This is a genomic window from uncultured Microbacterium sp. (assembly GCF_947488465.1).
Classification (GTDB): Bacteria; Actinomycetota; Actinomycetes; order Actinomycetales; family Microbacteriaceae; genus Microbacterium.
This window is the reverse complement of sequence record NZ_CANKZA010000002.1, coordinates 445,301-466,883: the sequence shown is the minus strand read 5'-3', so window position 1 is coordinate 466,883 and position 21,583 is coordinate 445,301. Positions and strand designations below refer to the sequence as shown.

Below are 21,583 nucleotides of genomic sequence, written 5' to 3'. Positions count from 1 at the left end.
GGGGGCGCATCGTTGCGTGCCCTCAGGGTAGGAAGAGGTGTTCTCCAGCCGTGCCGGTGAGCTCTCCGCGTGCGACGAACGGCACGGATGCCGCGATGAACGGCATCCGTGCTGGCACAACAGGCCGCACCTGCCTACGGTGGGAACATGAGCGACGTCACCCCCACTGTCACGCGCAACGACGACAAGGAACGCTACGACATCCACCTCGACGAGGTCGTTGCGGGCTTCACCGAGTTCCGCGTCGACGACCATGGCCGCCTCGTCTTCCCGCACACCGAGATCGACCCCGCATTCGCCGGTCGCGGCTTGGGCGGAACGCTCGTCGGGCACGCGATGGCCGACCTTGCGGCCCGCGGCGAGACCGTGGTTCCGGTGTGTTCGTTCGTCGTGAAGTACCTCCGCGAGAACGACGTCGCGGGCCTCGACGTCGCGTGGCGCCCGACGGCCGATGACGCCGGCAGCGACCGGGTGGATGCCGAGGACACATGAGCCGGCTGGATGCGCCGTCCGAGCCGGAGCGCGAAAGTGTGCCCAGCCCGGACGGTCCGCGTGCCCTGCTCCTGGAGGCGCGCGACGTGCCGCTCGGCGGAGTGCGTGGGATGGAGGTGCACCGCAGCCTCCCGCACCGCACGTTGCCGATGGTCGGCGCCTGGTGCTTCCTCGACCGGTTCGGCCCGCAGGTCGCGCGCATGCGCGTCGAGCCGCATCCGCACATCGGTCTGCAGACGGTGACCTGGCCGTTCGTCGGCGAGGTGCGCCACCGCGACGTCCTGGGCAGCGATGTGATCGTGCGGCCGGGAGTCCTGAACATCATGACGAGCGGGCACGGCATCGCCCACTCCGAGTACTCCGTCGGCGACAGCGCGGTACCCCTCGATGCCCTGCAACTCTGGGTCGCGTTGCCCGAGTCGCGCCGCCACGGCGGCCCGGACTTCGAGCGCCACGAGAACCTGCTCGGGGTCGAGCTGTCCGGCGGCGCCACCGCGACCGTCGTGGTGGGGACCTTCGCCGGGGTCACGTCACCCGCGACGATGCACACGCCGATCGTCGGAGCCGAGGTGTGCATTCCGGCCGGTGCACGCGTGCGCCTGCCCCTGGATCCGGACTGGGAGTACGCGATCGTCGGGGTATCCGGCAATCCGGACGTGCCGGGCGTCGCCCAGGTTCCCGATCAGTCGCTGCTGTACCTCGGCACCGGTCGGGACGCCATCGACGTGGATGCCGGCGAGCGCGACGTCACGCTGTTCCTGCTCGGCGGGGAGCCGTTCGAGTCCGACATCGTGATGTGGTGGAACTTCGTCGGGCGAACCCACGAGGAGATCGTCGCCGCCCGCGAGGACTGGGAAGGCGAGGCGGCCGCCGAGCGCTTCGGCCACGTCGTGGGCCACGGCGACGAGCGCATTCCGGCGCCACCGCTCCCCGGCGTCCGGCTCACTCCCCGCCGACGCCGCGACTGATGCGCCCAGGCGCGTCGTCCTCGGCCTGTCCTGACGCTTTCTCACGGCCGATGAGTTCGGGCGCCCCGGTAGTCTGAGCGGGTGACCCGAAGCACGCTCCTCTCGACGCGCCTGCTCCTCGTGTGCGCAGCGATCGGTGTCGCGACCGGCATCGTCGGGGGCATCGCGGGAGTCGTGACCCCGGTGGTCCTCGCGGCGGCGCCCTTCGCCTACGGTCTCGTGCTCGGGGCGCACGTGTTGCCCGGCATCATCGCGCAAGAAGTGCTGCGGCGGCCGATGGTCGCCCTTATCGCGCATCTGATGGCGGCCCTCGTCGCGAGCGCCTTCAATCCGGCCTGGATCGGCCGGTTCCTCGGCACGGCGCTGCTGTTCGGTGCCATCCAGGAAGGTGTCGCCGCACTCACGCGATACCGCGCGTGGGGAGCCTGGCGCTTCTTCATCTCGGCCGTGATCATCGGCATCCTCGTCGCCGCGGTCGTCTTCTTCGTCGCCGATCTCGGCAAACTCGCCCCCTGGGCGCAGATCACCTACCTCGCCATCTCGGTGCTCGGGCCGGTCGCCTGGACCGCGCTCGGACTCGGCATCGGTGCGTCGCTGCGTCGGGCCGGAGTGGCTGCCCGCGCCTGACACTGCTCGCTCGGAGTTAGGGCAGGCTAAGTTGGAGAGGTGACTTCCGCGACCGCTGCTCTCTTGCGTGTCGAAGATGTCGGCATCCGCCACGATGGCGCGACGATCGCCGCACCCGCGTCGGCGACGTTCGAGGTCGCCCCGGGCGAGGTCGTCCTGCTCCTCGGGCCGAGCGGTGCCGGAAAATCCACGTTGGCGCTCGCTCTCAACGGCCTGATCCCCCACGCGATCCCGGCGACGATGACCGGTACCGTCACCGTCGCCGGCCAGAACACCGCGGTGACGCCGGTCGCCCAGCTCAGCACCCAGGTCGGCATGGTCTTCCAAGACCCGGACGCGCAGCTGGTCACCGGCACGCTGCAGGACGAAGTCGCCTTCGGCCCCGAGAATCTGCGCCTGCCGGTCGAGGAAGTGCTCGCTCGGACAGAGGTCGCACTGCGGCGCGTGGGACTGTGGGACCGCCGCCACGAGAATCCCGATCGGTTGAGCGGTGGCGGGCGGCAGCGCCTTGCGATCGCATGCGCGCTCGCGATGGGGTCCCCGTTGCTGGTGCTCGACGAGCCCACCGCGAATCTCGATCCACAGGGGATCGAAGAGGTCTATCAGGCACTGGGTGAACTGGTGGCCGCGGGCGACCGCGCGATCGTGCTGGTCGAGCACAACCTCGACGCGGCAATCGCGATCACCGATCGGGTCGTCGTGCTCGATCACGCCGGCCGCACGATCGCCGACGGTACGGTGGATGCCGTGGTGCGCGCCCGCGCGGAGGAACTGCACGGCATCGGCGTCTGGCTTCCGGTCGCGACGCTCGCGGCGTTGCGCTTGCGCGCGGCCGGGTGGGACCTCGACCCACTCCCCCTCGATCCCGCGGAATTGCGCGCCGCGCTCGATGCCACCGAGCCACCGGCATCCGCCCCGGCCGTTCCGTATTCAGTCTCCCGGGATGCCCGCGCGCCGATTTCGGCGGATTTGGCCCGGTCGGCGGCCGCCAGACTGAATACGGAACCGCAGATCGAGGTGCGGGGGCTCTCCCTCCGCCGTGGCGGGAGCGAAATACTCCACGACGTGGATCTCACCGTGCACGCAGGCGAGTTCATCGCGATCGTGGGCGCGAACGGGGCCGGCAAGACGACTCTCCTGCAGGCGATCGCGGGGGTCATCCCCCCGCCACGCGGCAGCGTGCGCGTCAACGGTGCCGACATCGCCCGCACCGACCTGCGCACCCTCTCCCGCCAGATCGGGTTCGTGTTCCAGAACCCCGAACACCAGTTCATCGCGCACACCGTGTACGACGAGCTCGCGCACGGGCTCCGCCGGCAGAAGCTCGACGACGCGGCCGTGCGCGTGCAGACCGAGCGGATGCTGGAGCGTTTCGGTCTGCAGGAGAAGGCCGGCATCCACCCGTTCCTGCTCTCCGGCGGGCAGAAGCGTCGCCTGTCGGTCGGCACGGCCCTCGTCGCCGGGGCGCCCGTTCTCGCCCTCGACGAACCCACCTTCGGACAAGACCGGGCGCGCGCCGACGAGCTCATGCACCTTCTGCGGGAGCTGAGCGAGGCGGGCACCACGATCCTCGTCGTCACCCACGACATGCAGTTGGTCACCGAGTACGCGCACCGCACGATCGTCATCGGCGACGGCCGGATCATGGCCGACGACACGACGAGCGCGATCTTCGCCGATGATGCGCTCCTCCGCTCGGCGGGACTCCGACAGCCGCCGCTCGGTCGCGCGTTCGCGCATGTGCGGCATCCGGAACTCTCCGGAGTGACCCGTCTCGGCGACCTCCCCCGTGCCGCCGATCCACGCAGGACCGTCGCATGAGTGCCGCGACGATCGACCCGTGGGTGACGGCTCCCCTCTCGCGGAAGTTCCTTCACGGGCTCAACCCCCTCGCGAAGCTCGCCGCGCCGCTTCCGGCCATGGCGCTGCTGGTCTTCACCCGCGACATCACGACGCCATTGGTCTTCCTCGCGCTCGCCTACATCGTGGTGCTCGCCGGAGCACGGGTGACGTCGCGCATGGCGCTCCTGCTCCTCGTGGCGCTTCCGGTCGCAGCCGTCGTCGTGGGACTCGGGATGGCGCTGTGGACCGATGCCTCCCGCATCGACACCTCGGTGGCCGTCCTGACGATCGGCGGATGGACGCTCTTCGGGGGCGCCGTCGAGGTCGGCATGGCGACCGGCGTGCGGCTCGCCGCGATCGTCGCGCTCGCCCTCATCGCGGGGCTCACCACGACGGGACCCGACCTCGTGCGCTCGACCGTGCAGCAACTGCGCGTGCCGTACCGCATCGGATACACGGCGCTCGCGGCCTTCCGCTTCGTGCCGCGCTTCGGCTACGAGCTCGAGGTGATCCGCCAGGCCCACCGCGTGCGCGGGGCCCACGGCGGGCGGGGCCCGTTCGCCGCGCTCGCGCGCTGGTGGGGCTACATCGTCCCGCTGCTGGCGGGAGCGATCCGCCATGCCGAACGCGTGGCTCTGGCGATGGATGCCCGCGCCTTCGGCGCCCATCCCGACCGGACCGAACGGTACCTCGTGCCCTGGCGCGGGCGTGACACCGCATTCGTGGTGGTCTTCTGGGCCGTGTCGGCCGGCATCCTCTGGTATTTCTTCCCCTGGACCCTCGGCTGATCCACACCCATTCCTCCCGCGAAACCGCTCGTGCGCACGCGCCGGGCGCGAAAAACGTGACACACGCGCGGTTTCGCGCGCGACGGCACCCGACGAGACACCGCTTGGCCCGCCGGCGCGTGACGGATGCCGGGCGCCCCCGGTTCGGAACGCCCGGCATCCGGGGTGTCTCACTGTGCGAAGGTCAGCGCTTGCCGACGATCTGGCGCGAGACGATGTCGCGCATGATCTCGTTGGTGCCGCCGTAGATGCGGTGCACACGGGCATCGAGGTACGCACGGGCGATCGGGTACTCCGTGATGTAGCCGTAGCCACCGTGCAGCTGCACGCCGGTGTCGAGGAGCTCGGCTTCACGATCCGTCGACCAGAACTTCACCTTCGCGGCCTCTTCGGCCGTGAGCTTCTGATCCTTGTAGAGCATCATCGCGCGGTCGTTGTAGGCCCACATGACATCGACGGTCGTCGCCATGTCGGCGAGGAGGAACCGCGTGTTCTGGAAGTCGGCGATGCGCTGCCCGAACGCCTCACGGCTGAGGACGTAGTCCCGCGTCCACACGAACGCCGCCTCCCCGGCCGCGGCTGCGGCGACACCGATCGACAGCCGCTCCAGCGGCAGGTTCATCATGAGCTGGATGAAACCGAGGCCCTCCTTGCCGCCGATGAGGTTCTCCTCGGGGACGAACACGTCGACGAAGGACATCTCAGCGGTGTCCCACCCGTGGAAGCCCATCTTCTCGAGCTTCTTGCTGTGATCGAAGCCCTCCATGCCGTCCTCGAGGATCAGCAGGCTGAACGCATCCGGTCGGTTGCCCTCGCCGGTCTTGACGAACGTCACCACGATGTCGGCGGTCTTCCCCGACGAGATGAAGGTCTTCGCGCCGTTGACGATGTAGCCACCGTCGACCTTCTTCGCGGTGGTCTTGATGCCCCGCAGGTCACTGCCGGCGCCCGGCTCGGTCATCGCGAGCGCGCCGAGGATCTCGCCGGTCGCCATCCCCGGCAGCCACTTCTCCTTCTGCTCCTGCGTACCCATGTGCACGATGTAGGGCACGGCGAGGTCGTCCTGGATGCCGAACGCACCCGCGAGCGATCCTTGCCCGGCGCCGATCGTCTCCTCGAGGACGATCGCGCGGAAGCGATAGTCCTGCAGCATCCCGGCGCCGCCGAACTCCTCCGGCACGCTGAGTCCGATGAGTCCCTGCTCCCCGGCGGCGAGCATGGTGGCCCGGTCGATTTCACCGTCGGCATCCCACTGCTTGCGCTTCTCTTCGGTCGCATACCGCTTGAGGAATTCCTTGACGACGTCGCGGAACGCCTCGTGGTCCTCGTCGTAGATCTCGCGCTCCATGGTGCGCCTTCCTCTCGTCCTCGAGTGTTGAAGAATGTGGGATTGCATCCCACCGTCCATGGTACTGGGTTTCAGCCCGCGTAGTCAGGGGCGGCGGGTAGTCCGAAGAAGTCCTCGAGGGTGCGAAAACCCCCGTCGTGATACGCCGCGGCGAGCTCGACGCCGAGGTAACGGACATGCCACGGCTCCCACTCGTATCCGGTGATGTCGGTCTGACCGTCCTCGTAGCGGATGATGAACCCGAAGCGCCACGCGTTCTCGACCACCCAATCCGCCTGCGGCGTGCCCCCGAAGGCTTCGATCCCGCCGCATCCGCGCGCGCACGCGACGAGGTCCGCGGCGATCCCCGTCTGGTGTTCGCTGTACCCCGGGCGAGCGCTCGTCCGGTCGGCGGCGGTCTGCCCGAGCGAGTTCACGTACCCGCGGTAGATGCGCTGCTGCGAGGAATACGACCGGTACGCACTGTTGAGTCCGATCTCACCGGCGCCCTCCTCCGCACCCGCGGCCACGAGAGCGGTCAACGCGGCCGCAACGTCGGGTCGGAGGCGCACGTCGGCCGTGCGCCGCATTCCTTCGGGCGGCATGACGGATGCCGGCACGTACTCGAGAGGATCCAACGGCCGGAGCTTGTTGACGACGACCCAGGTGCGGTCGGCGTCGGACAGCGAGACGCACGGTGCCCGTCCGTTCGCGACGGCCTCCCGAAGAGCCGCCGCGCCGCCGAATGCCGCGACGACGTCGGCATCCGTCCCCGCCTCGAGGGCGGTCGCGACCGCGGGATCGTCACAGGATGCCGCAGCCACGGCATTCTGCGCCGGCACCGGAATCGCGGTCGCCGGGGCCGCTGAGGGGAGCGGCGGAGTGGTCTCTTCGGCGTCGAGCGAGGCCTCTCGGACGATCGGAGGTCCGGCGACGGCGGCTGTCACCGCGACCGCGCCGCCCACCAACAGAACGCCCGCGGCGGCGAGCACGAGCCCTCGCCGCATCCGGTCCGCGACGCTCACGCGCGCGTGCTGCGCCTGGTCGGCGGCGTCCACGGACATCTGCACCCGGGCGGCGCGACGAGTCAGTGTCGGTTCGGGATCCGGCATTGTTCCATTCTCACCCGATGTACGCGGTGGATGCCGGATCCGCCTAAATGTACCATGTCGGATGCTTCTTGCTTGCCACACTGTCGATGATCTGTTCTACTGTCAGAATGCGGTGGCAAGGACAGACGACGCGCGACGTCGACGATGCGGCCCTCCCCGGCCTCGAATCTCTCGCGGGCATCAGCGGGCTGATTCGCTCCGTGACGACGCCGGAGTTCGACGGGATGACATTCCACGAAGTCCTCGCGAAGTCAGCACTCAACCACGTGCCGGGCGGATCGTCGATGCCGTTCGACTGGACGGTGAACCCGTACCGCGGATGCAGTCATGCATGCGCCTACTGCTTCGCTCGGAAGACCCACGAATACCTCGATCTCGACAGCGGCCGCGACTTCGATAGCCAGATCGTCGTGAAGGCCAACGTCGCCGAAGTGCTGCGGCGCGAGCTCGCACGTCCGACGTGGATCCGGGAGCCGGTCGCGCTCGGCACCAACACCGATCCGTACCAGCGCGCCGAGGGTCGCTACCGGCTCATGCCGGGGATCATCACGGCGCTGGCGGAATCGGGGACCCCGTTCTCCGTGCTCACGAAGGGCACGCTGCTGCGGCGCGATCTGCCGCTCCTTGCGGAAGCCGCGGCATCCGTTCCCGTATCGATCGCGATGTCGATCGCGGTGTTCGACGACGCCCTGCAGAAGCTGCTCGAACCGGGAACGCCGAGCGCCACGGCGCGGCTGGCGACCGTGCGCGCGGCTGCCGACGCCGGGTTCCGGCCGACGGTGTTCCTCATGCCGATCCTGCCGCACCTGACCGATGACCCGAGGCAGCTCGAGGACGCGGTCCGGCGGGTGAAGGATGCCGGCGCCACCCGGGTCGTGTTCGGTGCGCTGCACCTCCGCCCCGGCGCGAAAGCCTGGTTCTCGAGCTGGCTCGAGCGCGAGCGCCCCGATCTGTTGCCGGTGTACCGCGGTCTCTATCCCGGGGTGTCGGCCTACGCGCCGGTGGGCTACCGCAAGCTCCTCGCCGCCCGCGTGCGGCCGCTCCTGCGTCGGTACGCCGTGGCCGGTGGTGTCGAGGAGGAGGTCGAGATCCGCCCGGCGCGGCCCGGCCTCGTGCGCGCGACAGGCCCCGCGCCGGCCCTCCTGTTCTGACCCGGCACTTCACCCACGAGGATGAGCGGCATCCGGAGGAACCGACGCGAATCGCCGCCCCGCGGAAGCAGAGACGGCGATTCGGGTCGGGTCGAGCGGGTCAGGCGCGGACGGGGTCCACCTGGCGACCGCTGATCTCCTCGAGGAGGTCGTCGCCGATGCGCACGTTGTCGAACGGCGCATCGATCTCGGCACGATCGAGCATCTCGGTCATGCGGCGCTGGCGCTGGCGCGTGATGAGGGTCACGACAGTTCCTGTGCGACCCGCGCGACCGGTGCGGCCGGAGCGGTGCAGGTACGTCTTGTACTCGTCGGGCGCGTCGGCCTGGATCACGAGATCGATGTCATCGACGTGGATGCCGCGCGCGGCGACATCGGTCGCCACCAGCACATTGACGCGACCCGAGGTGAGGCGCTCGAGGTTGCGGGTGCGCTTGGCCTGGTTCAGGTCACCGTGCAGGGCGACGGCGTGGATGCCGGCATCATCGAACTGCTCGGCGAGCATCTCGGTGTAGGCACGGGTGCGGGCGAAGACCAGAGTCTTGCCGGCGCGGTCGACGAGCGAGGTGAGGATCTCGGCCTTGTCGCGATGATCGATCACGAGCACGCGGTGATCGATCGTGCCCGAGTCCTGGTCCTCACCGGCAACCTCGTAAACGGCGGGCTCCACGAGGAACTCGTCGACGAGCGCCGCGACCTCGCGGTCGAGCGTGGCGGAGAAGAGGAGCTTCTGCGCGCCGTCTTTGACGAGGCGGAGGATGCGCTGCATGGGCTCGAGGAATCCGAGCTCACTCATGTGGTCGGCCTCGTCGAGCACGACGATCTCCACGTCGGAGAGATTGAGCTTTCCCTGTGCCTGCAGGTCCTCGATACGGCCGGGGGTACCGATGATGATGTCGACACCCTTCCGAAGCGCACCGACCTGGCGCGCCTGGGGCACACCACCGTAGATCTGCGTCGTGAAGAGACCGACGCTCCGAGCGATGGGCTGGATCGTGCGGTCGATCTGCAGTGCGAGCTCACGCGTCGGCGCGAGCACGAGGGCCCGGGGCGTGCGGCCAAACTCGCGCCGTTTGCCGGCGGTCTGACTGCGCAGGATCGCCTCGACGAGCGGGGCACCGAACGCGATGGTCTTGCCGGAGCCGGTACGGCCGCGGGCGAGGACATCCTTGCCGTCCAGAATCGGCGCGATCGTCGCCGCCTGAATCGGGAAGGGGGATGCCGCGCCCAAATCCGCGAGGACACGCACGATGTTCTCGCCAAGTCCCAGGCTGCCGAACGTCACACCCTCGGTCGCCTCGGCCTGGACGGCTTCGGCTTGGAGCTTCTCGTGGACGACGTCCACGTGGTCGCGGTGCGCCTTGGACTTCGTCTCCGCGTTCTCCCCACGTCCCCTCCACGCATCGCTGCCGCGCTGCGCGGAGCCTCCGGACGCGTGGCCCCAATCGGAGCGGTTTCCTCCGCCACCGGCAGGACGACGGTCGCCGGCATCGCGGCGCGGACGGTCATCGCGAGTCGGGCGGGCGTCGAACGAGCGTGCGGGGCGAGCGTCGAACGAGCGTGCGGGACGGTCATCCCGACGGGGACGGTCGTCGAACGAACGAGCCGGACGGTCATCCCGACGCGGGCGGTCGTCGAACGAACGGGCCGGACGGTCATCCCGACGGGCCGGACGGTCGCCGTACGAACGGGTCCCGCGGTCATCGGCGGAGCGGGCGGGACGGTCATCCCGACGCGGGCGGTCGTCGAACGAACGGGCCGGACGGTCATCCCGACGAGGGCGGTCGTCGAACGAACGAGCCGGACGGTCATCCCGACGCGCCGGGCGGTCGTCGAACGAACGGGCCGGACGGTCATCCCGACGCGCCGGACGTTCGCCGTACGAACGAGCGCCCCGGTCCTCGGCGGGACGGGTGGTGCGGTCATCCCGACGCGGGCGGTCGTCGCGGTACGAGGGATGCGCGTCGCCGAAGGTGCGGCGATCGTTGCGCGGCTGGGCCTCGCGCCGCGCCGGACGGTCGTCGAAGGACCGAGCCGGACGATCTTCGCGCCGCGCCGGACGGTCGTCGAACGAGCGGGCGGGTCGACCATCGCGCGCCGGACGGTCAGCGTGGGCACGGATGCCGCGGGCCTCCGCGCGACCAGCGCGCTCCTGCGCGTTCCACCGCTGCTTGGTGGGCGCCGTGTCCTCGGCCTCGGGGCGATAGCCCCGGTGGCTCGGGCTCTTACTGCCGGTCGTGCCGGCGGACGACTGTCCGGGGCGACGCTTAGCGTCTTGGTAGGAGGTCTTCTTGCCGTAGCGGGGCTCGAAGTTCTGAGCGCGCCCGCCGGCCGGCTTCTTGTTCTTGGGCATGGTGGTTTCCTTCTGGGTTGTTCTGGCGAGAACAGCCTCCTGGCGCGCGCAACGGCGCGGCCGCAACGGCGGCGTGGAGTAACCCGGACATTCGTCGGCCGGGGGCCATTCAGTGATGGTTCATGCGCGCCGAGCGGCGCTCACCATCGGCCCCACAGACTCACAAACCCATCCGCGCGTGCGCGGTGTCCAGAGCCGACCGCACTACTGTACCCGGTGCTCCTGGGAGAGCGCCGGGCGCGGCGTACGCTGACACCGTGACGATCTCCCCCGCCGACCCCACCGGCCCGCGTTTCCATCTGTCCGACGACATCGCCCGCGTCGAGGTGACCACGGTCGGCGCGGCGCTGCGCGCCTTCGAGGTCGGCAGCGTCGATGTCGTTCCCCGCTATGCCGACACGATCGCGACGCCCGCGGCATCCGGCGTCGTGCTCGTCCCCTGGCCGAACCGTGTCGCCGGGGGCGCGTGGACCCAGCGCGGCAAGACGTACCAGCTCGCCGTCAGCGAGCCGGCCACCGGTGCGGCCTCGCACGGGCTCCTGCGGTTCACGTCGTACCGGCCGGTGTCGCAGGCATCCGATTCGCTCACCCTCACGGCCGACGTCGTGCCACAGACCGGCTACCCGTTCCACCTCCGCACGACCGTGACCTACGCGCTTTCCGGCGGCGCCCTGACGGTCACCCACTCGATCGAGAACGTCGGCGCCAGCGCCGCTCCGGTCGCGCTCGGCACGCATCCCTACCTGTGCATCGGCGGCGTCGACACGGCCGATCTCACGGTGCAACTCGACGCGCCGCTGCGCGCGGTGATCGACGACAGCCTCATTCCCATCGCGGACGAGCCGGTCGACGAAGCCACGGATCTGCGCACGCCCCGTCGCATCGGTGATCTCGACCTCAACACGGCGTACTCCGGGATGCCGCGGGATGACCGGGATCGCGTGCGCGCCGTCCTCGCGGCGCCCGACGGTCGCACGGTGGAGCTGTGGGCGGGCCCCGGATTCACGCGACTGCAGCTGTTCACGACCGATCGCTATCCCGGCCAGCCGGTGGCGATCGCGATCGAGCCGATGACGGCGCCCGCCAATGCCTTCAACTCCGGGGAAGATCTGCACTGGATCGAGCCCGGCGAGACCTGGACACTCGAGTGGGGACTCACCGCCGCGCTATAGCCCGGACCGACCCATCCGCGGCTCTGCACTGGCGCATGAGCGCTCCCGACGTCGCCGTACCCGCCCCGACCCCCACACTGCGCGCGGAGGCCGAAGCTCTGCTCGCCGCGAGCATCTCCGGGATCGCCGGCGGCGCCGTGGGCCTCGTGATCGGCCTCATCGGCGCCGCGACGGCGCTCTGGGGCGACTAGAGTTTCGCCGCCTGGACCGCCCGTGCCGCCGCGACCGCCGCCGGCGTCAGCTCGGCGCTCGGATACTGGCGTTCCCGCACGACGGACGGTCAAGAATGGCGGACCCGGAGTGGTGGCACCTGCACTTCAGTCAGCTGGGGACGTTCGGAGACCTGTCACCCGCGACGTCAGTCGGTGTGCGCTTCGCGCGCTGCACGACGCGGATGCAGGTCACTCGTGTCGACCGGTGTGAGGTCCACGTCACCCCGCATGCGACGAGCCGCGCGCCGTTCCTTGGCTCCTTCGACGAGGTTGTACAGCGTCGGGAGCACAAGGAGCGTGAGCACCGTCGACGAGATCAGGCCACCGATCACGACGATCGCGAGCGGCTGCGAGATGAACCCGCTGTGTCCGGTGATGCCGAGTGCCATCGGCGTGAGCGCGAAGATCGTCGCCAGCGCCGTCATGAGGATGGGCCGGAGGCGCCGCGCGCCACCGGCGACGGTCGCGTCGTGGGCGTTCAGCCCCTTCTCGCGGTACTGGTTGACGAGGTCGACGAGGACGATCGCGTTCGTCACCACAATGCCGATCAGCATGAGCACACCGATGAGCGACGCGATCCCCAACGGGACGCCGGTCGCGATCTGCAGCAGGATCGCGCCGGTCGCCGCGAACGGCACCGAGACGAGGAGCAGAAGCGGCTGACGGAGCGACTTGAACGTCGCGACCATGACGATGTAGACGATCAGGATGGCCGCCAGCATCGCGAGCCCCAGCTGGCCGAAGGCGTCCTGTTGCTGCGTGACAACTCCACCGAGTTCGGCGTCCGCGCCGGTGGGCAGATCGACGTCCGCGAGCGCCGTGTTCACCGTCGCGGAGGCGGCCGTGAGGTTGTCGGTGGAGGGAGTGACCGTGACGGTCGCCGTGCGCTGCCCGCGCTGGGTCGTGATGGAGGTCGGCCCCTGGCTCTCCTCGACCGTCGCCACCTGATCGAGGCGGATGAGGCCGGCCGCCGAGGCGATCTCGAGCGCCTTGAGCTCTTCGATCGTCGCGGGGATGGAGGACGCCTTCAGGTACACGGTGAGGGACGTGTCGTCGATCTCGACCGAGCCCACCTGGCGGGGCTGCATCGTGTTGGCCACGAGGCCGCCGACCGCGACCTCGGACAGACCGAGCGCCGACGCGGCATCGCGATCCACCGACACCGACACGAACGGGAGCGAGGCCGACAGGTTCGAGGTGACCTGACCGATCCCGTCCTTGCCGTCGAGGGCGGTGACCACAGCATCCGTCGCCGTTTGCAGGGCGTCGGCGCTCGGCGCCGTCACGTCGATCTCGATGTCGCTCGACCCGAAGCCGCCCTGACCGGCCGAGACCGTGATCGTGCCGACGTCATCGAGTTCGGCGAGCGCCGCCTGCACGTCTTCTCGGACGGCGATCTGGTCGGCACCGGAGTCGGTCGTGATCGAGTAGGTGATCCCGGCGCCGCCGCCGGAGAACGCATCGCGGATCGCCGAGCCGGACGAGCCGATCGAGGTCTGCACGGTTTCGATCCCGTCGATGTCCAGCAGCACCGCTTCGACCTGCTGTGCGGCGGTGTCCTCGGCATCCAGGCTGGCCGCCTGCGTCACTTCCTGCGAAACGGTGAAGGTGTTCTGACCGGAATCGCCGAGGAAGTTGGTCTTCATGAGCGGTGCAAGAGCTGCCGTTCCGGCGAGCACCAGGACAGCCAGCAGCAGCGTGACCCACGAGTGCTTCAGCGTCCAGTTCAGCACCGGCAGATACGCCTGCTGGAGCTTCGACGGCGGTGCCGCCGGGTCTTCCGGGTCGATGGCGTTGCCGTCGGCGTCGAGGATCGGCTTGCCGGGGCGGAGGAACCAGTACGCCAGCACCGGGACGATCGTGAGCGCCACCAGGAGCGAGGCCGCCATCGCGATCGTGACGGTCATCGCGAACGGGCGGAAGAGCTCGCCCGTCACATCGCCCACGAACGCGATCGGCAAGAACACGGCGACGGTCGTGATGGTGGATGCCGTGATCGCCGCCGCGACCTCACGCACCGCGAGGAGGATCGAGGCGCGCTTGTCGGCATCGCCGACGTAGTGGCGCTTGATGTTCTCGATCACGACGATCGAGTCATCGACCACGCGACCGATCGCGATCGTCAAGGCGCCGAGGGTCAGGATGTTGAGGGAGTATCCGAACGCCTGCAGGCCGACGAACGTGATGAGCACACTCGTCGGAATCGAGATGGCGGTGACGAGCGTCGACCGCACCGACATGAGGAACACCAGGATCACGAGCACGGCGAAGAAGAGACCCAACAGGCCCTCCTGCGCGAGCGCCTCGATCGACTGCTCGATGAACGGTGCCTGGTCGAAGACCACGGTGAACGTCGCGTCGCTGCCGATCGAGTCCTGCAGCTGCGGCAGAAGCGCGGTGACGGAGCGGCTGACATCGACCGTGTTGGCCGACGGGAGCTTCGTGATCGAGATCGTGAGCGCCGGCTCGCCGTTCACGCGCGAGATCGAGGTGACCGGGTCCTGACCGAGCTCGACGGTGGAAACGTCGCCGATCGTCACGGCACCAGCGGCGATCTGATCAGCCGACGTGGGCACGAGCGGCAGAGCCGTGATCTCGTCGATCGAGGTGATCTTGGTGCCGGTCTGCACCGTGAGAGTCTGGTCGCCCTCGGTGACGGTGCCGCCCGGGAAGAGCACGCCGTTCTGGTCGAGCGCGTCGGTGATGGCTGCCTGGCTGAACCCGGCCGCCGCGAGCGCCGCCTGGTCGGGCGTGATCGTGACGCGCTGACCCTGGCCTCCGACGATGGATGCCGCGCTCACGCCCGCGACATCCTCGAGGTCGGGGATCGCGCTCGTCTCGAGCTGCGCCTGGATGGTCTGCTCGTCGTCGTAGCCGGTCACCGCGAGGGCGATGACGGGCAGGTCGTCGATCGAGAAGGAGACGACGGTGGGCTCGACCGATTCAGGAAGCGTCGAGCTGATGCGGTTGATCGCCTGGAGGATTTTCTGCTCGGCGGTCGCGAGGTCGGTGCCGTAGGTGAAGGATGCCGTGATGATCGACGCGTTGGTCGTGCTCGTCGCCGACGTCGACTCGAGCCCCGGGATGCCACGGATGGCCGACTCGATCGGCGTCGACACGTCATTGTTGACGACGTCCGGAGACGCACCCGGGTACGTCGACAGGATCGACAGCTGCGGGAACTCCACGGAGGGGATGAGTTCCTGCTTGAGGCTCGTGAGGGCGAGGCCACCGAACACCGCGGCGACAATCGTGATCAGCGCGATGAGTGCGCGGTTCTTCAAGCTCAGGACGGCGAGATTCGACACGGGTGGCCTTTGCTGTGCAGGGCGGGCGGATACAGAAATGTATCCACGTCATTCTCGCATGCGCGATCAGGGGTTTCGGCCGGTGATCAGACGCGCTCAGCGCGGGAAGAGACCGCCCAGCATGACTCCGAGCGCTGCCGCCGCGATGGCGAGGAGCGCCGTGCCGATGAGGTTCATCCAGGCCCAATCCCGACGTCCGCGTTGGGCGAGGAGTGCTGTCTCGACCGAGACCGTGCTGAAGGTCGTGAAGCCACCCAAGACGCCGATGCCGACGATGGCCATCCACGCGGGCGCGATCGCCCCGCCGAAGCCGGTGAGCACCCCGAGGACAAAGGATCCGACGACGTTCACCAGCAGGATCCCGAGGGGGAAGGCATCCGTCCTCCCCTTCATGACGATGCCGTCTGCGAGGTACCGCCCGCCCGCGCCGAGCCCGCCTCCGACGACGAGCGCGCCGAGCTCCAGTGCATTCATTCGGCGTCCTCCGGAGTTTCGATGTCGTCGGGTGCTCCGGCGGCACGCCGCCCGACGACGAGGCCCAGCGCGGCGGCGAGCACCCCGATGAACAGCGACACCAGAATCAGCAACAGACCGATCACCGGGGCCGCCGTGCCGGTCGTCACCGCCTGCACGGCGAAGGCGCTGTAGGTCGTGAACCCGCCGAGGAGCCCCGTGCCGAAGAATGCACGAACGTGGGGATGCCGGCCATCCAGTCGCCCGACGACTGCGCCCAGGAGGAACGAGCCGAGGAGGTTGACGGCGAGTGTGGCCGCGGGAATGACGAGGGGATGCACGTCCCCGCCGAGCGGGACCAGGATCAGCGCGCGCAGGGCCACACCGATCGCGCCGCCCACGATGACGAGCAGCAGCGACCTCCCCGAGAACCACCGCGATGACGCCATGCCCTCACGCTAGAGCCGGATCACCCCAGGAGCAGCGCACGGATCGCCGTTTCCGGCGAGACCGTGGTGTCGAGCAGGTCTCCCCGGCGGTAGCGGGTGAAGACGCGAGGGTCGACGTATGACCCGCGGGCGACCGCAGGAGTGTTCCCGAGCGCCTCCGCCGCAGCCTTCACAGCCAGCACCTCGGCCCGTTTCCGATCGGTCTTGGTGTCGACGGTGCCGATGCGCGCGAGCGCGTCGGCCGCCAGAATCGTGCCCCGGAGCGTCCGAAAGTCCTTCGCGGTGAACTTCCCGCCGGTCATCGAGCGAACGTAGACGTTGACGTCCTTCGGGGTGAGCGGCACGCGGCGCCTCCCCCGGGTGTACGACAAGAGCGGAGATGTCGGCCGTCCCGCCGCGAGCAGGTCAATCGCCGCCGCGAGGTCGCCATCGTCGATCTGCAGGTTCTGACGCTTGCCGCTCTTCCCCGGGAAGTCGAGGCTCGTCACGGCGCCGTCGACCACGGCATCCCGTCGGCGGAGGGTCGTCAGCCCGCGACTGCCGTGTTTCGACAGGTAGGTCTCCGAGCCGACGCGTGGCGCCGCGCTGTCGAGCAGCCGGAAAGCGGCGGCCAGCACACGCTCCTGATCGAGGTCGGGGCGGCGGAGGGACGTGGTCACGCGCCCGCGTGCCCGCGGCAGGGCTTCGGCCAGCGCGAGGGCGCGGGCGTACTTTCCTTTGTCGCGTCGCGCGGACCACTGCGGGTGGTACATGTACTGACGCCGTCCAGCGCCGTCGATCCCGGTCGCCTGGATGTGTCCGAACACGTCGACGCTGATCCATACATCGGTCCAGGCCGGCGGGATCACCAGCGCTCGGGCCCGCTCGGCGTCGGCACCCGAGACAGGGGCGCCCTCGGCGTCGAGGTAGCGGAAGCCTGTTCCGGCACGTGCGCGGCGGAACCCGGCATCCTCCCCGGGACGGACGATCGTCAGGCGTGGCACGGAAAGATGCGGGGGGTATGGCGAGAGGACATATAACGGCCCTATCGTACTTTTACCGGCGAGGGCAAGGGGGTCCGCGCGATCTGCGAACCCCGCTATCGTCGGGGGGTCATCGGATCCCGGAGAACCCGGAGAAAGGGAGCACCGCCATGAACATCGCTCTTATCATCATCATCATCGTCGCTATCGTGCTGGCCATCGTCGGAGGCATGAGCAGCGCGCTCAACTGGCTCCTGTGGGTCGCGCTCATCGTCGGCGTCATTGCGCTGATCGCATTCCTGCTGCGAGTGCTGCGCGGCGGCAAGGTCTGACCTTCCCCCGCATCACACGAGAAGGCCTCGCCGGTTCGCCGGCGGGGCCTTCGTCGTGCGGGAGGCGTGCGGCTGAGCCTCCCGCCTCTTGACAAAATCGAGATATATCGTGTTATGGTCGCATCACGCGATATATCTCGATTCGCGCTGAGTGAAGGAGCACCATGAGCCTCGAGAAGTGGATCATCCACCCCGGCGAAACCCGCATCATCGACCTCGATGGCATCCGCACACTGAAGGTCGGCCTCGTCGGCGGCCAGGTCGATGTCGTCGCGCACGACGAGCCCGGTGTGCGCATCGAAGTGCACGGTGTGACGATCAAGGACCTCCGTATCGAAGCGACCGGAGACGTCGTCGAAATCGACCACCCCCAACTGCGCTGGGACAACTTCCTCGAGGTGTTCCGCAACTTCGGCACCGGCGGGCCGAAGGCGGAGATCAGTGTCGCCGTCCCGCGGGAGATCGCACTGACCCTCGGTGTCGTCTCGGCAAGCGCTCTCGTGTCGGGCCTCTCCGCAGGGGCGCGCCTCAACACCGTGTCCGGCGACATCATCGTCGACACCCTCACCGGCGACCTCAGCGTCAACGCCGTCTCCGGTGATGTGCAGGTGCGTGCGCTCACCGGTGCACTCTCGGCCAACTCGGTCTCGGGCGATGTCGCCGCCACCGGGACGATCCGGAAGGCATCCATCGACACCGTCTCGGGCACGATGCTCGTCGACTCCACGGGGCCCCTGAGCGCGGTGAACCTCAACTCCGTCAGCGGCGGCACGACCGTGCGGCTCGACGAGGGCTACCCCGCGAACTTCGTGTTGCGTAGCGTCAGCGGCCGCGTCCACGTCGACGGAGTGAAGCGGTCGACCGCGACGCCGACCAACTACGCGGATTCCGTCGGCGAGCTCAGCGGCCAGTTCGCCGATGTGCGCGTGAACTCCGTCTCGGGCGAGATCACCGTGCTGCGTCGCGTGGCGGCGGCCGAGCAGGTTTCACCCGCCGCCCCGACCGAGCAGGTTTCGCCGGCGGCCCCGACCGAGCAGGACAACGCGGGCGATCAGCCGGCATCCACCGAGGAGGCGTGAGATGGCGCCCGTCTTCTCTCACGGCGACCTGCGCCTCTACCTCCTGAATCTGCTCGACGAATCACCCCGTCACGGTTACGACCTCATGCAGGCTCTCGCCGACCGCACGGGCGGCACGTACACCCCGAGTGCCGGAACGATCTATCCGCGCCTGGCGAAGCTCGAAGAAGAGGGCCTCGTGACCAAGTCCGTCGATGGGCGCAAGACCGTCTACGAGATCACGGATGCCGGTCGCGCCGAGGTCCGTTCGCGCGCCGGCGACCTCGAGGGCATCGAGGCGGGACTGACCGACAGCGTGCGCCTCATCGCGGATGAAGTGCGCGGCAACGTGCGTGAAGCGATGAAGAGCCTGCGCGCAGACCTCGCCGCTGCGGCGCGCGAAGAGCGCTCGTCGGCGAAAGCCTCCCCGCCCCCGGTGGATGAATCCCGTGTGTCGTCGCGCGAGCAACTGCACCGCGCCGATGCCGCCGTGTCGGAGTTCCGCGCCAACATCCGCGCGGACCTCCGCACGCATCTCGCACGCGGCGGTGCGGTGTCGGCATCCCTCGTCGACAACCTCGTCCGCGCGTTGGACGACGCCGCCCACGAGGTCACGCGCGCGCTACGCAACTGACGCGCCCCCTTGTCCCACTTGTGGTTGGTTTTGACCGCTGAAACCAGCCACAAGTGGGACAAGGCGTGCCACAAGTGGGACACGGGGGGGAGGGGTCACCCCTCGGGCCAGAGCGCCTCGTCGTCGGCGGCCGGCTCCTCGAGCGGCACCACCAGCACGGGGCGCGACTGCCGGTGGGCGAGGCGGGCGGCGACCGAACCGGTGAAGAACTCGCGGATCGACTCGCCGAAGCCTCGCCGGCGCGTGCCGACGACGATCAGTCGGGCGTGCGAACGCTCCGCGAGTTGCTTGATGGCCATGGCGGGGTCACCGACGAGCTGGCTCACGGTCCAATCGACGGCGACATCGGCAAGGGCGGAGGCCGCGGCATCCGTCACCGCCGCCAACTGCCCTTCACCCGAGGCGATGTCCATGTCGATCGGTGCGGAATGGACGTAGCCGTCGGGATCCTCATACGTGATGAAGCGCGTGACATCGACATGCGCGATGATCAGCGGCGCGCCGAAGAGGCGGGCATAGCGTGCCGCCTCGATGAGAACGCGCGGCGGCTGATCGGGGATGGCCCCCACAATCACCGCCCCCTGCGGGACAGCCTCGTGTTCAGGCGTGTTGTGCATGGCGTCGGTCATCGTCAACCCTCCGTCAGCTACCGGATCCGCGAGGGTCCGGGGGCACCGTGTTATCCTGAATGCTACTCTTCCCGGCTTCGGGCCGGATCGTGAATGCATCGTGAATGCACCGAACCGTGGGCACAGGCACTGCTCACAGTTCGTGACTCAGAAATGAGGGGGTCTCGCATGGGGCGTGGCCGTCAGAAGGCGAAGCACACCAAGATTGCTCGCGAACTCAAGTACGACACGTACAACGTGAACTACACCGCTCTCGAAAAGGAACTCGGTCACCACGACGAGGAGCAGTACGTCGACAAGTGGGCGGATCAGTACGCCGACGACGACGAAGAGCTCGAGACAGCCTGACCCCTGTCTCGCTCACCGCCATGCTCCGTGGCGGCGCTCCCACTGATCCTCGATCGTGCGCGGGCGTGACGCGATGATCCCCGCGGGGATCGCGACCAGCATGAGCGCCCCGAGCATGAGCAACGGGACCGTCCACTCGCCGGTCGCGTCGTTGATGAGCGCGAACGCGAGCGGGAACGTGGCCGCCAGCAGGTAGCCGAGGCTCTGCACGAAACCGCTCAGCGCCACGGCGCCCTCGTGCGTGCGCGCGCGGCGCTGGATCAACACGAGCGCGACCGGGAACAGTCCCTGCGGGATGCCGAGAAGCACGACCCACAGCGCGGTCGCCGCGGTCGGCGCCAGCAGGAGCCCCGCGACCGCCGCGAGGCCGGCGACGAGGGCGCCCGCGTACAGGATGCCGACCCGCCGCCATCGTGTGATGACGATCGGCACGAGGATCGACAGGGGGATTCCCATAGCGCCGAAGAGCGCTAACAAGACTCCGGCCGTGGCGTGGGAGACGTCGGCGATATCGACGAGGATGACGGGCAGCCAGGCGAAGCTCGCGTAGACACTCGTCGAGGACAACACGAACGTCGCCGCGAGCGCCCACGCCATCGGCAACCGGAAGAGCCGCCCGAGCACGCGCGGTGCGGGCTCCTCCACGACAGCCGGTGCCACTCCTTCCGCCGCAACGCGCTCGCGCTGCAGCATCGCCCACCACGGGATGACCGCGACGACGGCGAACACCGCCCACATCCCGAGCGAGAATCGCCACCCGGCCGCGTCGGCGACCGGCACCGCGACGAGCGGCGGGACGAACGCGGCGACGGCAAGGGTCGCGGAATAGAGGCCGGTCATCAGGCCGGTCCGATCGGGGAGGTATCGCTTGATCAGCGGAGGTACGACGACATTGCCGACCCCGACCCCCGCGAACAGCACGGCCGTCCCCAGGAGGAGGAGTCCGGCATCCGGAGCGACCGCCCGACCGACGAGCCCGAAGCTCACGACCACCATCGCCGCGATCGCGAGTCGCTCGAGGCCGAATCGGCGCTCGAGCATCGGCGTCACGATCCCGAAGAGGGCGAAGCACAGGGGCGGCGCGGTGCCGATAAGCCCGACGACCCAGGCCGGCACCGCGATGTCGGCTTCGATCTCGGCTTGGATCGGTGAGAGGGAGGCAACGGCGGACCGCAGCGAGAAGGCGACCAGCACGATGCCGACGAGCGCCAGGGCTCGTCCCCGCCAGAGAGGGCGGGGGTGTTCAGAGGTCACTCGCTCGAGTCTATGCGCGCCGCGTCATGCCAGCCGCCGGTCTCGCCTGTGCGCGGCGCCCCTCCGTGAAACCGCGCTTGTGTCACGCTTTCGGCGAAGAAGTGTGACACAA

21 protein-coding genes are annotated in these 21,583 nt (G+C 69.0%); 12 read left to right on the top strand and 9 right to left on the bottom strand.

Annotation, left to right across the window (positions count from 1 at the left end; genetic code table 11):
* Window positions 1-147: 147 nt before the first annotated feature.
* The 5 genes from Q0653_RS07315 to Q0653_RS07295 all read left to right on the top strand — a co-directional run bounded on the left by Q0653_RS07315 (window position 148) and on the right by Q0653_RS07295 (window position 4,717).
* A complete protein-coding gene (locus tag Q0653_RS07315) occupies window positions 148-492 on the top strand; it encodes a GNAT family N-acetyltransferase (RefSeq protein WP_298943832.1) in 345 nt (114 codons plus the stop codon).
* Window positions 489-1,460, top strand: a complete 972-nt coding sequence (locus tag Q0653_RS07310) for a pirin family protein (protein WP_298943830.1) — start codon at window positions 489-491, stop codon at window positions 1,458-1,460. Before Q0653_RS07315 ends, Q0653_RS07310 begins: the two co-directional genes overlap by 4 nt.
* 81 nt (window positions 1,461-1,541) lie before the next feature.
* Window positions 1,542-2,087 (top strand): ECF transporter S component, encoded by a 546-nt coding sequence (locus Q0653_RS07305; RefSeq protein WP_298943828.1) that lies wholly within the window; start codon window positions 1,542-1,544, stop codon window positions 2,085-2,087.
* 39 nt (window positions 2,088-2,126) lie between these two features.
* Window positions 2,127-3,908 carry an ABC transporter ATP-binding protein gene (locus Q0653_RS07300; RefSeq protein WP_298943826.1) on the top strand — a complete coding sequence of 594 codons (1,782 nt, stop codon included), beginning with the start codon at window positions 2,127-2,129 and terminating at the stop codon, window positions 3,906-3,908.
* Window positions 3,905-4,717 (top strand): energy-coupling factor transporter transmembrane component T, encoded by an 813-nt coding sequence (locus tag Q0653_RS07295; RefSeq protein ID WP_298744505.1) that lies wholly within the window; start codon window positions 3,905-3,907, stop codon window positions 4,715-4,717. The genes Q0653_RS07300 and Q0653_RS07295 overlap by 4 nt, the downstream gene beginning before the upstream one ends.
* 184 nt (window positions 4,718-4,901) lie before the next feature.
* On the opposite strand, the gene Q0653_RS07290 is transcribed toward Q0653_RS07295, so the two are convergent.
* Window positions 4,902-6,065: an acyl-CoA dehydrogenase family protein gene (locus Q0653_RS07290; RefSeq protein ID WP_298943824.1), complete on the bottom strand. Its 1,164-nt coding sequence runs from the start codon at window positions 6,063-6,065 to the stop codon at window positions 4,902-4,904.
* A gap of 71 nt (window positions 6,066-6,136) precedes the next feature.
* Window positions 6,137-7,156, bottom strand: a complete 1,020-nt coding sequence (locus Q0653_RS07285) for a M15 family metallopeptidase (protein ID WP_298943821.1) — start codon at window positions 7,154-7,156, stop codon at window positions 6,137-6,139.
* Window positions 7,157-7,263: 107 nt separating this feature from the next.
* On the opposite strand from Q0653_RS07285, the gene Q0653_RS07280 reads away from it, so the two are divergent.
* Entirely contained in the window at window positions 7,264-8,307 is a 1,044-nt protein-coding gene (locus Q0653_RS07280) for an Rv2578c family radical SAM protein (protein ID WP_298943819.1), read from the top strand.
* Between the two features lie 100 nt (window positions 8,308-8,407).
* Here the strand turns inward: Q0653_RS07280 and Q0653_RS07275 are convergent, their stop codons facing one another.
* Entirely contained in the window at window positions 8,408-10,660 is a 2,253-nt protein-coding gene (locus Q0653_RS07275; RefSeq protein ID WP_298943817.1) for a DEAD/DEAH box helicase, read from the bottom strand.
* A 257-nt stretch (window positions 10,661-10,917) separates the two neighbouring features.
* Between Q0653_RS07275 and Q0653_RS07270 the strand changes: the two genes are divergently transcribed.
* Together Q0653_RS07270 and Q0653_RS07265 are read left to right on the top strand one after the other, a co-directional pair.
* Window positions 10,918-11,832 (top strand): aldose 1-epimerase family protein, encoded by a 915-nt coding sequence (locus Q0653_RS07270; protein ID WP_298943815.1) that lies wholly within the window; start codon window positions 10,918-10,920, stop codon window positions 11,830-11,832.
* 35 nt (window positions 11,833-11,867) lie between these two features.
* On the top strand, window positions 11,868-12,023 hold the full coding sequence (locus Q0653_RS07265) for a hypothetical protein (RefSeq protein WP_298943813.1): 156 nt from the start codon (window positions 11,868-11,870) through the stop codon (window positions 12,021-12,023).
* Between the two features lie 167 nt (window positions 12,024-12,190).
* On the opposite strand, the gene Q0653_RS07260 is transcribed toward Q0653_RS07265, so the two are convergent.
* From Q0653_RS07260 to Q0653_RS07245, 4 genes are all read right to left on the bottom strand, one after another.
* Window positions 12,191-15,352: an efflux RND transporter permease subunit gene (locus Q0653_RS07260; RefSeq protein ID WP_298943811.1), complete on the bottom strand. Its 3,162-nt coding sequence runs from the start codon at window positions 15,350-15,352 to the stop codon at window positions 12,191-12,193.
* 96 nt (window positions 15,353-15,448) lie between these two features.
* Window positions 15,449-15,826 (bottom strand): CrcB family protein, encoded by a 378-nt coding sequence (locus Q0653_RS07255; RefSeq protein WP_298943809.1) that lies wholly within the window; start codon window positions 15,824-15,826, stop codon window positions 15,449-15,451.
* The gene (locus tag Q0653_RS07250) at window positions 15,823-16,254 is read right to left on the bottom strand and encodes a CrcB family protein (protein WP_298943807.1); all 432 of its coding nucleotides are present in this window, start codon (window positions 16,252-16,254) and stop codon (window positions 15,823-15,825) included. Before Q0653_RS07250 ends, Q0653_RS07255 begins: the two co-directional genes overlap by 4 nt.
* 20 nt (window positions 16,255-16,274) lie before the next feature.
* Window positions 16,275-17,237, bottom strand: a complete 963-nt coding sequence (locus tag Q0653_RS07245; RefSeq protein WP_298943805.1) for a DNA topoisomerase IB — start codon at window positions 17,235-17,237, stop codon at window positions 16,275-16,277.
* Window positions 17,238-17,386: 149 nt separating this feature from the next.
* Between Q0653_RS07245 and Q0653_RS07240 the strand changes: the two genes are divergently transcribed.
* From Q0653_RS07240 to Q0653_RS07230, 3 genes are all read left to right on the top strand, one after another.
* Entirely contained in the window at window positions 17,387-17,548 is a 162-nt protein-coding gene (locus Q0653_RS07240) for a hypothetical protein (protein WP_298744483.1), read from the top strand.
* Between the two features lie 164 nt (window positions 17,549-17,712).
* Complete coding sequence (locus tag Q0653_RS07235) at window positions 17,713-18,627, top strand: DUF4097 family beta strand repeat-containing protein (RefSeq protein WP_298943803.1); 915 nt, start codon at window positions 17,713-17,715, stop codon at window positions 18,625-18,627.
* Between the two features lies 1 nt (window position 18,628).
* Window positions 18,629-19,240, top strand: a complete 612-nt coding sequence (locus Q0653_RS07230) for a PadR family transcriptional regulator (RefSeq protein ID WP_298943801.1) — start codon at window positions 18,629-18,631, stop codon at window positions 19,238-19,240.
* A 95-nt stretch (window positions 19,241-19,335) separates the two neighbouring features.
* On the opposite strand, the gene Q0653_RS07225 is transcribed toward Q0653_RS07230, so the two are convergent.
* Entirely contained in the window at window positions 19,336-19,869 is a 534-nt protein-coding gene (locus tag Q0653_RS07225; RefSeq protein WP_298943800.1) for a universal stress protein, read from the bottom strand.
* 168 nt (window positions 19,870-20,037) lie between these two features.
* On the opposite strand from Q0653_RS07225, the gene Q0653_RS07220 reads away from it, so the two are divergent.
* Window positions 20,038-20,217: a DUF3073 family protein gene (locus tag Q0653_RS07220; RefSeq protein ID WP_298744475.1), complete on the top strand. Its 180-nt coding sequence runs from the start codon at window positions 20,038-20,040 to the stop codon at window positions 20,215-20,217.
* Between the two features lie 12 nt (window positions 20,218-20,229).
* Here Q0653_RS07220 and Q0653_RS07215 read toward each other — a convergent pair whose 3' ends face one another.
* Window positions 20,230-21,471 (bottom strand): MFS transporter, encoded by a 1,242-nt coding sequence (locus tag Q0653_RS07215; protein WP_298943799.1) that lies wholly within the window; start codon window positions 21,469-21,471, stop codon window positions 20,230-20,232.
* Window positions 21,472-21,583 lie beyond the last annotated feature (112 nt).

What these genes read in the sequence shown, in the direction of transcription:
- Q0653_RS07315 (WP_298943832.1), top strand. Translation starts at nt 148, where the DNA reads ATGAGCGACGTCACCCCCACTGTCACGCGCAACGACGACAAGGAACGC.
- Q0653_RS07310 (WP_298943830.1), top strand. Translation starts at nt 489, where the DNA reads ATGAGCCGGCTGGATGCGCCGTCCGAGCCGGAGCGCGAAAGTGTGCCC.
- Q0653_RS07295 (WP_298744505.1), top strand. Translation starts at nt 3,905, where the DNA reads ATGAGTGCCGCGACGATCGACCCGTGGGTGACGGCTCCCCTCTCGCGG.
- Q0653_RS07290 (WP_298943824.1), bottom strand. Translation starts at nt 6,065, where the DNA reads ATGGAGCGCGAGATCTACGACGAGGACCACGAGGCGTTCCGCGACGTC.
- Q0653_RS07285 (WP_298943821.1), bottom strand. Translation starts at nt 7,156, where the DNA reads ATGCCGGATCCCGAACCGACACTGACTCGTCGCGCCGCCCGGGTGCAG.
- Q0653_RS07280 (WP_298943819.1), top strand. Translation starts at nt 7,264, where the DNA reads ATGCGGTGGCAAGGACAGACGACGCGCGACGTCGACGATGCGGCCCTC.
- Q0653_RS07275 (WP_298943817.1), bottom strand. Translation starts at nt 10,660, where the DNA reads ATGCCCAAGAACAAGAAGCCGGCCGGCGGGCGCGCTCAGAACTTCGAG.
- Q0653_RS07265 (WP_298943813.1), top strand. Translation starts at nt 11,868, where the DNA reads ATGAGCGCTCCCGACGTCGCCGTACCCGCCCCGACCCCCACACTGCGC.
- Q0653_RS07255 (WP_298943809.1), bottom strand. Translation starts at nt 15,826, where the DNA reads ATGAATGCACTGGAGCTCGGCGCGCTCGTCGTCGGAGGCGGGCTCGGC.
- Q0653_RS07250 (WP_298943807.1), bottom strand. Translation starts at nt 16,254, where the DNA reads ATGGCGTCATCGCGGTGGTTCTCGGGGAGGTCGCTGCTGCTCGTCATC.
- Q0653_RS07240 (WP_298744483.1), top strand. Translation starts at nt 17,387, where the DNA reads ATGAACATCGCTCTTATCATCATCATCATCGTCGCTATCGTGCTGGCC.
- Q0653_RS07235 (WP_298943803.1), top strand. Translation starts at nt 17,713, where the DNA reads ATGAGCCTCGAGAAGTGGATCATCCACCCCGGCGAAACCCGCATCATC.
- Q0653_RS07230 (WP_298943801.1), top strand. Translation starts at nt 18,629, where the DNA reads ATGGCGCCCGTCTTCTCTCACGGCGACCTGCGCCTCTACCTCCTGAAT.
- Q0653_RS07225 (WP_298943800.1), bottom strand. Translation starts at nt 19,869, where the DNA reads ATGACCGACGCCATGCACAACACGCCTGAACACGAGGCTGTCCCGCAG.
- Q0653_RS07220 (WP_298744475.1), top strand. Translation starts at nt 20,038, where the DNA reads ATGGGGCGTGGCCGTCAGAAGGCGAAGCACACCAAGATTGCTCGCGAA.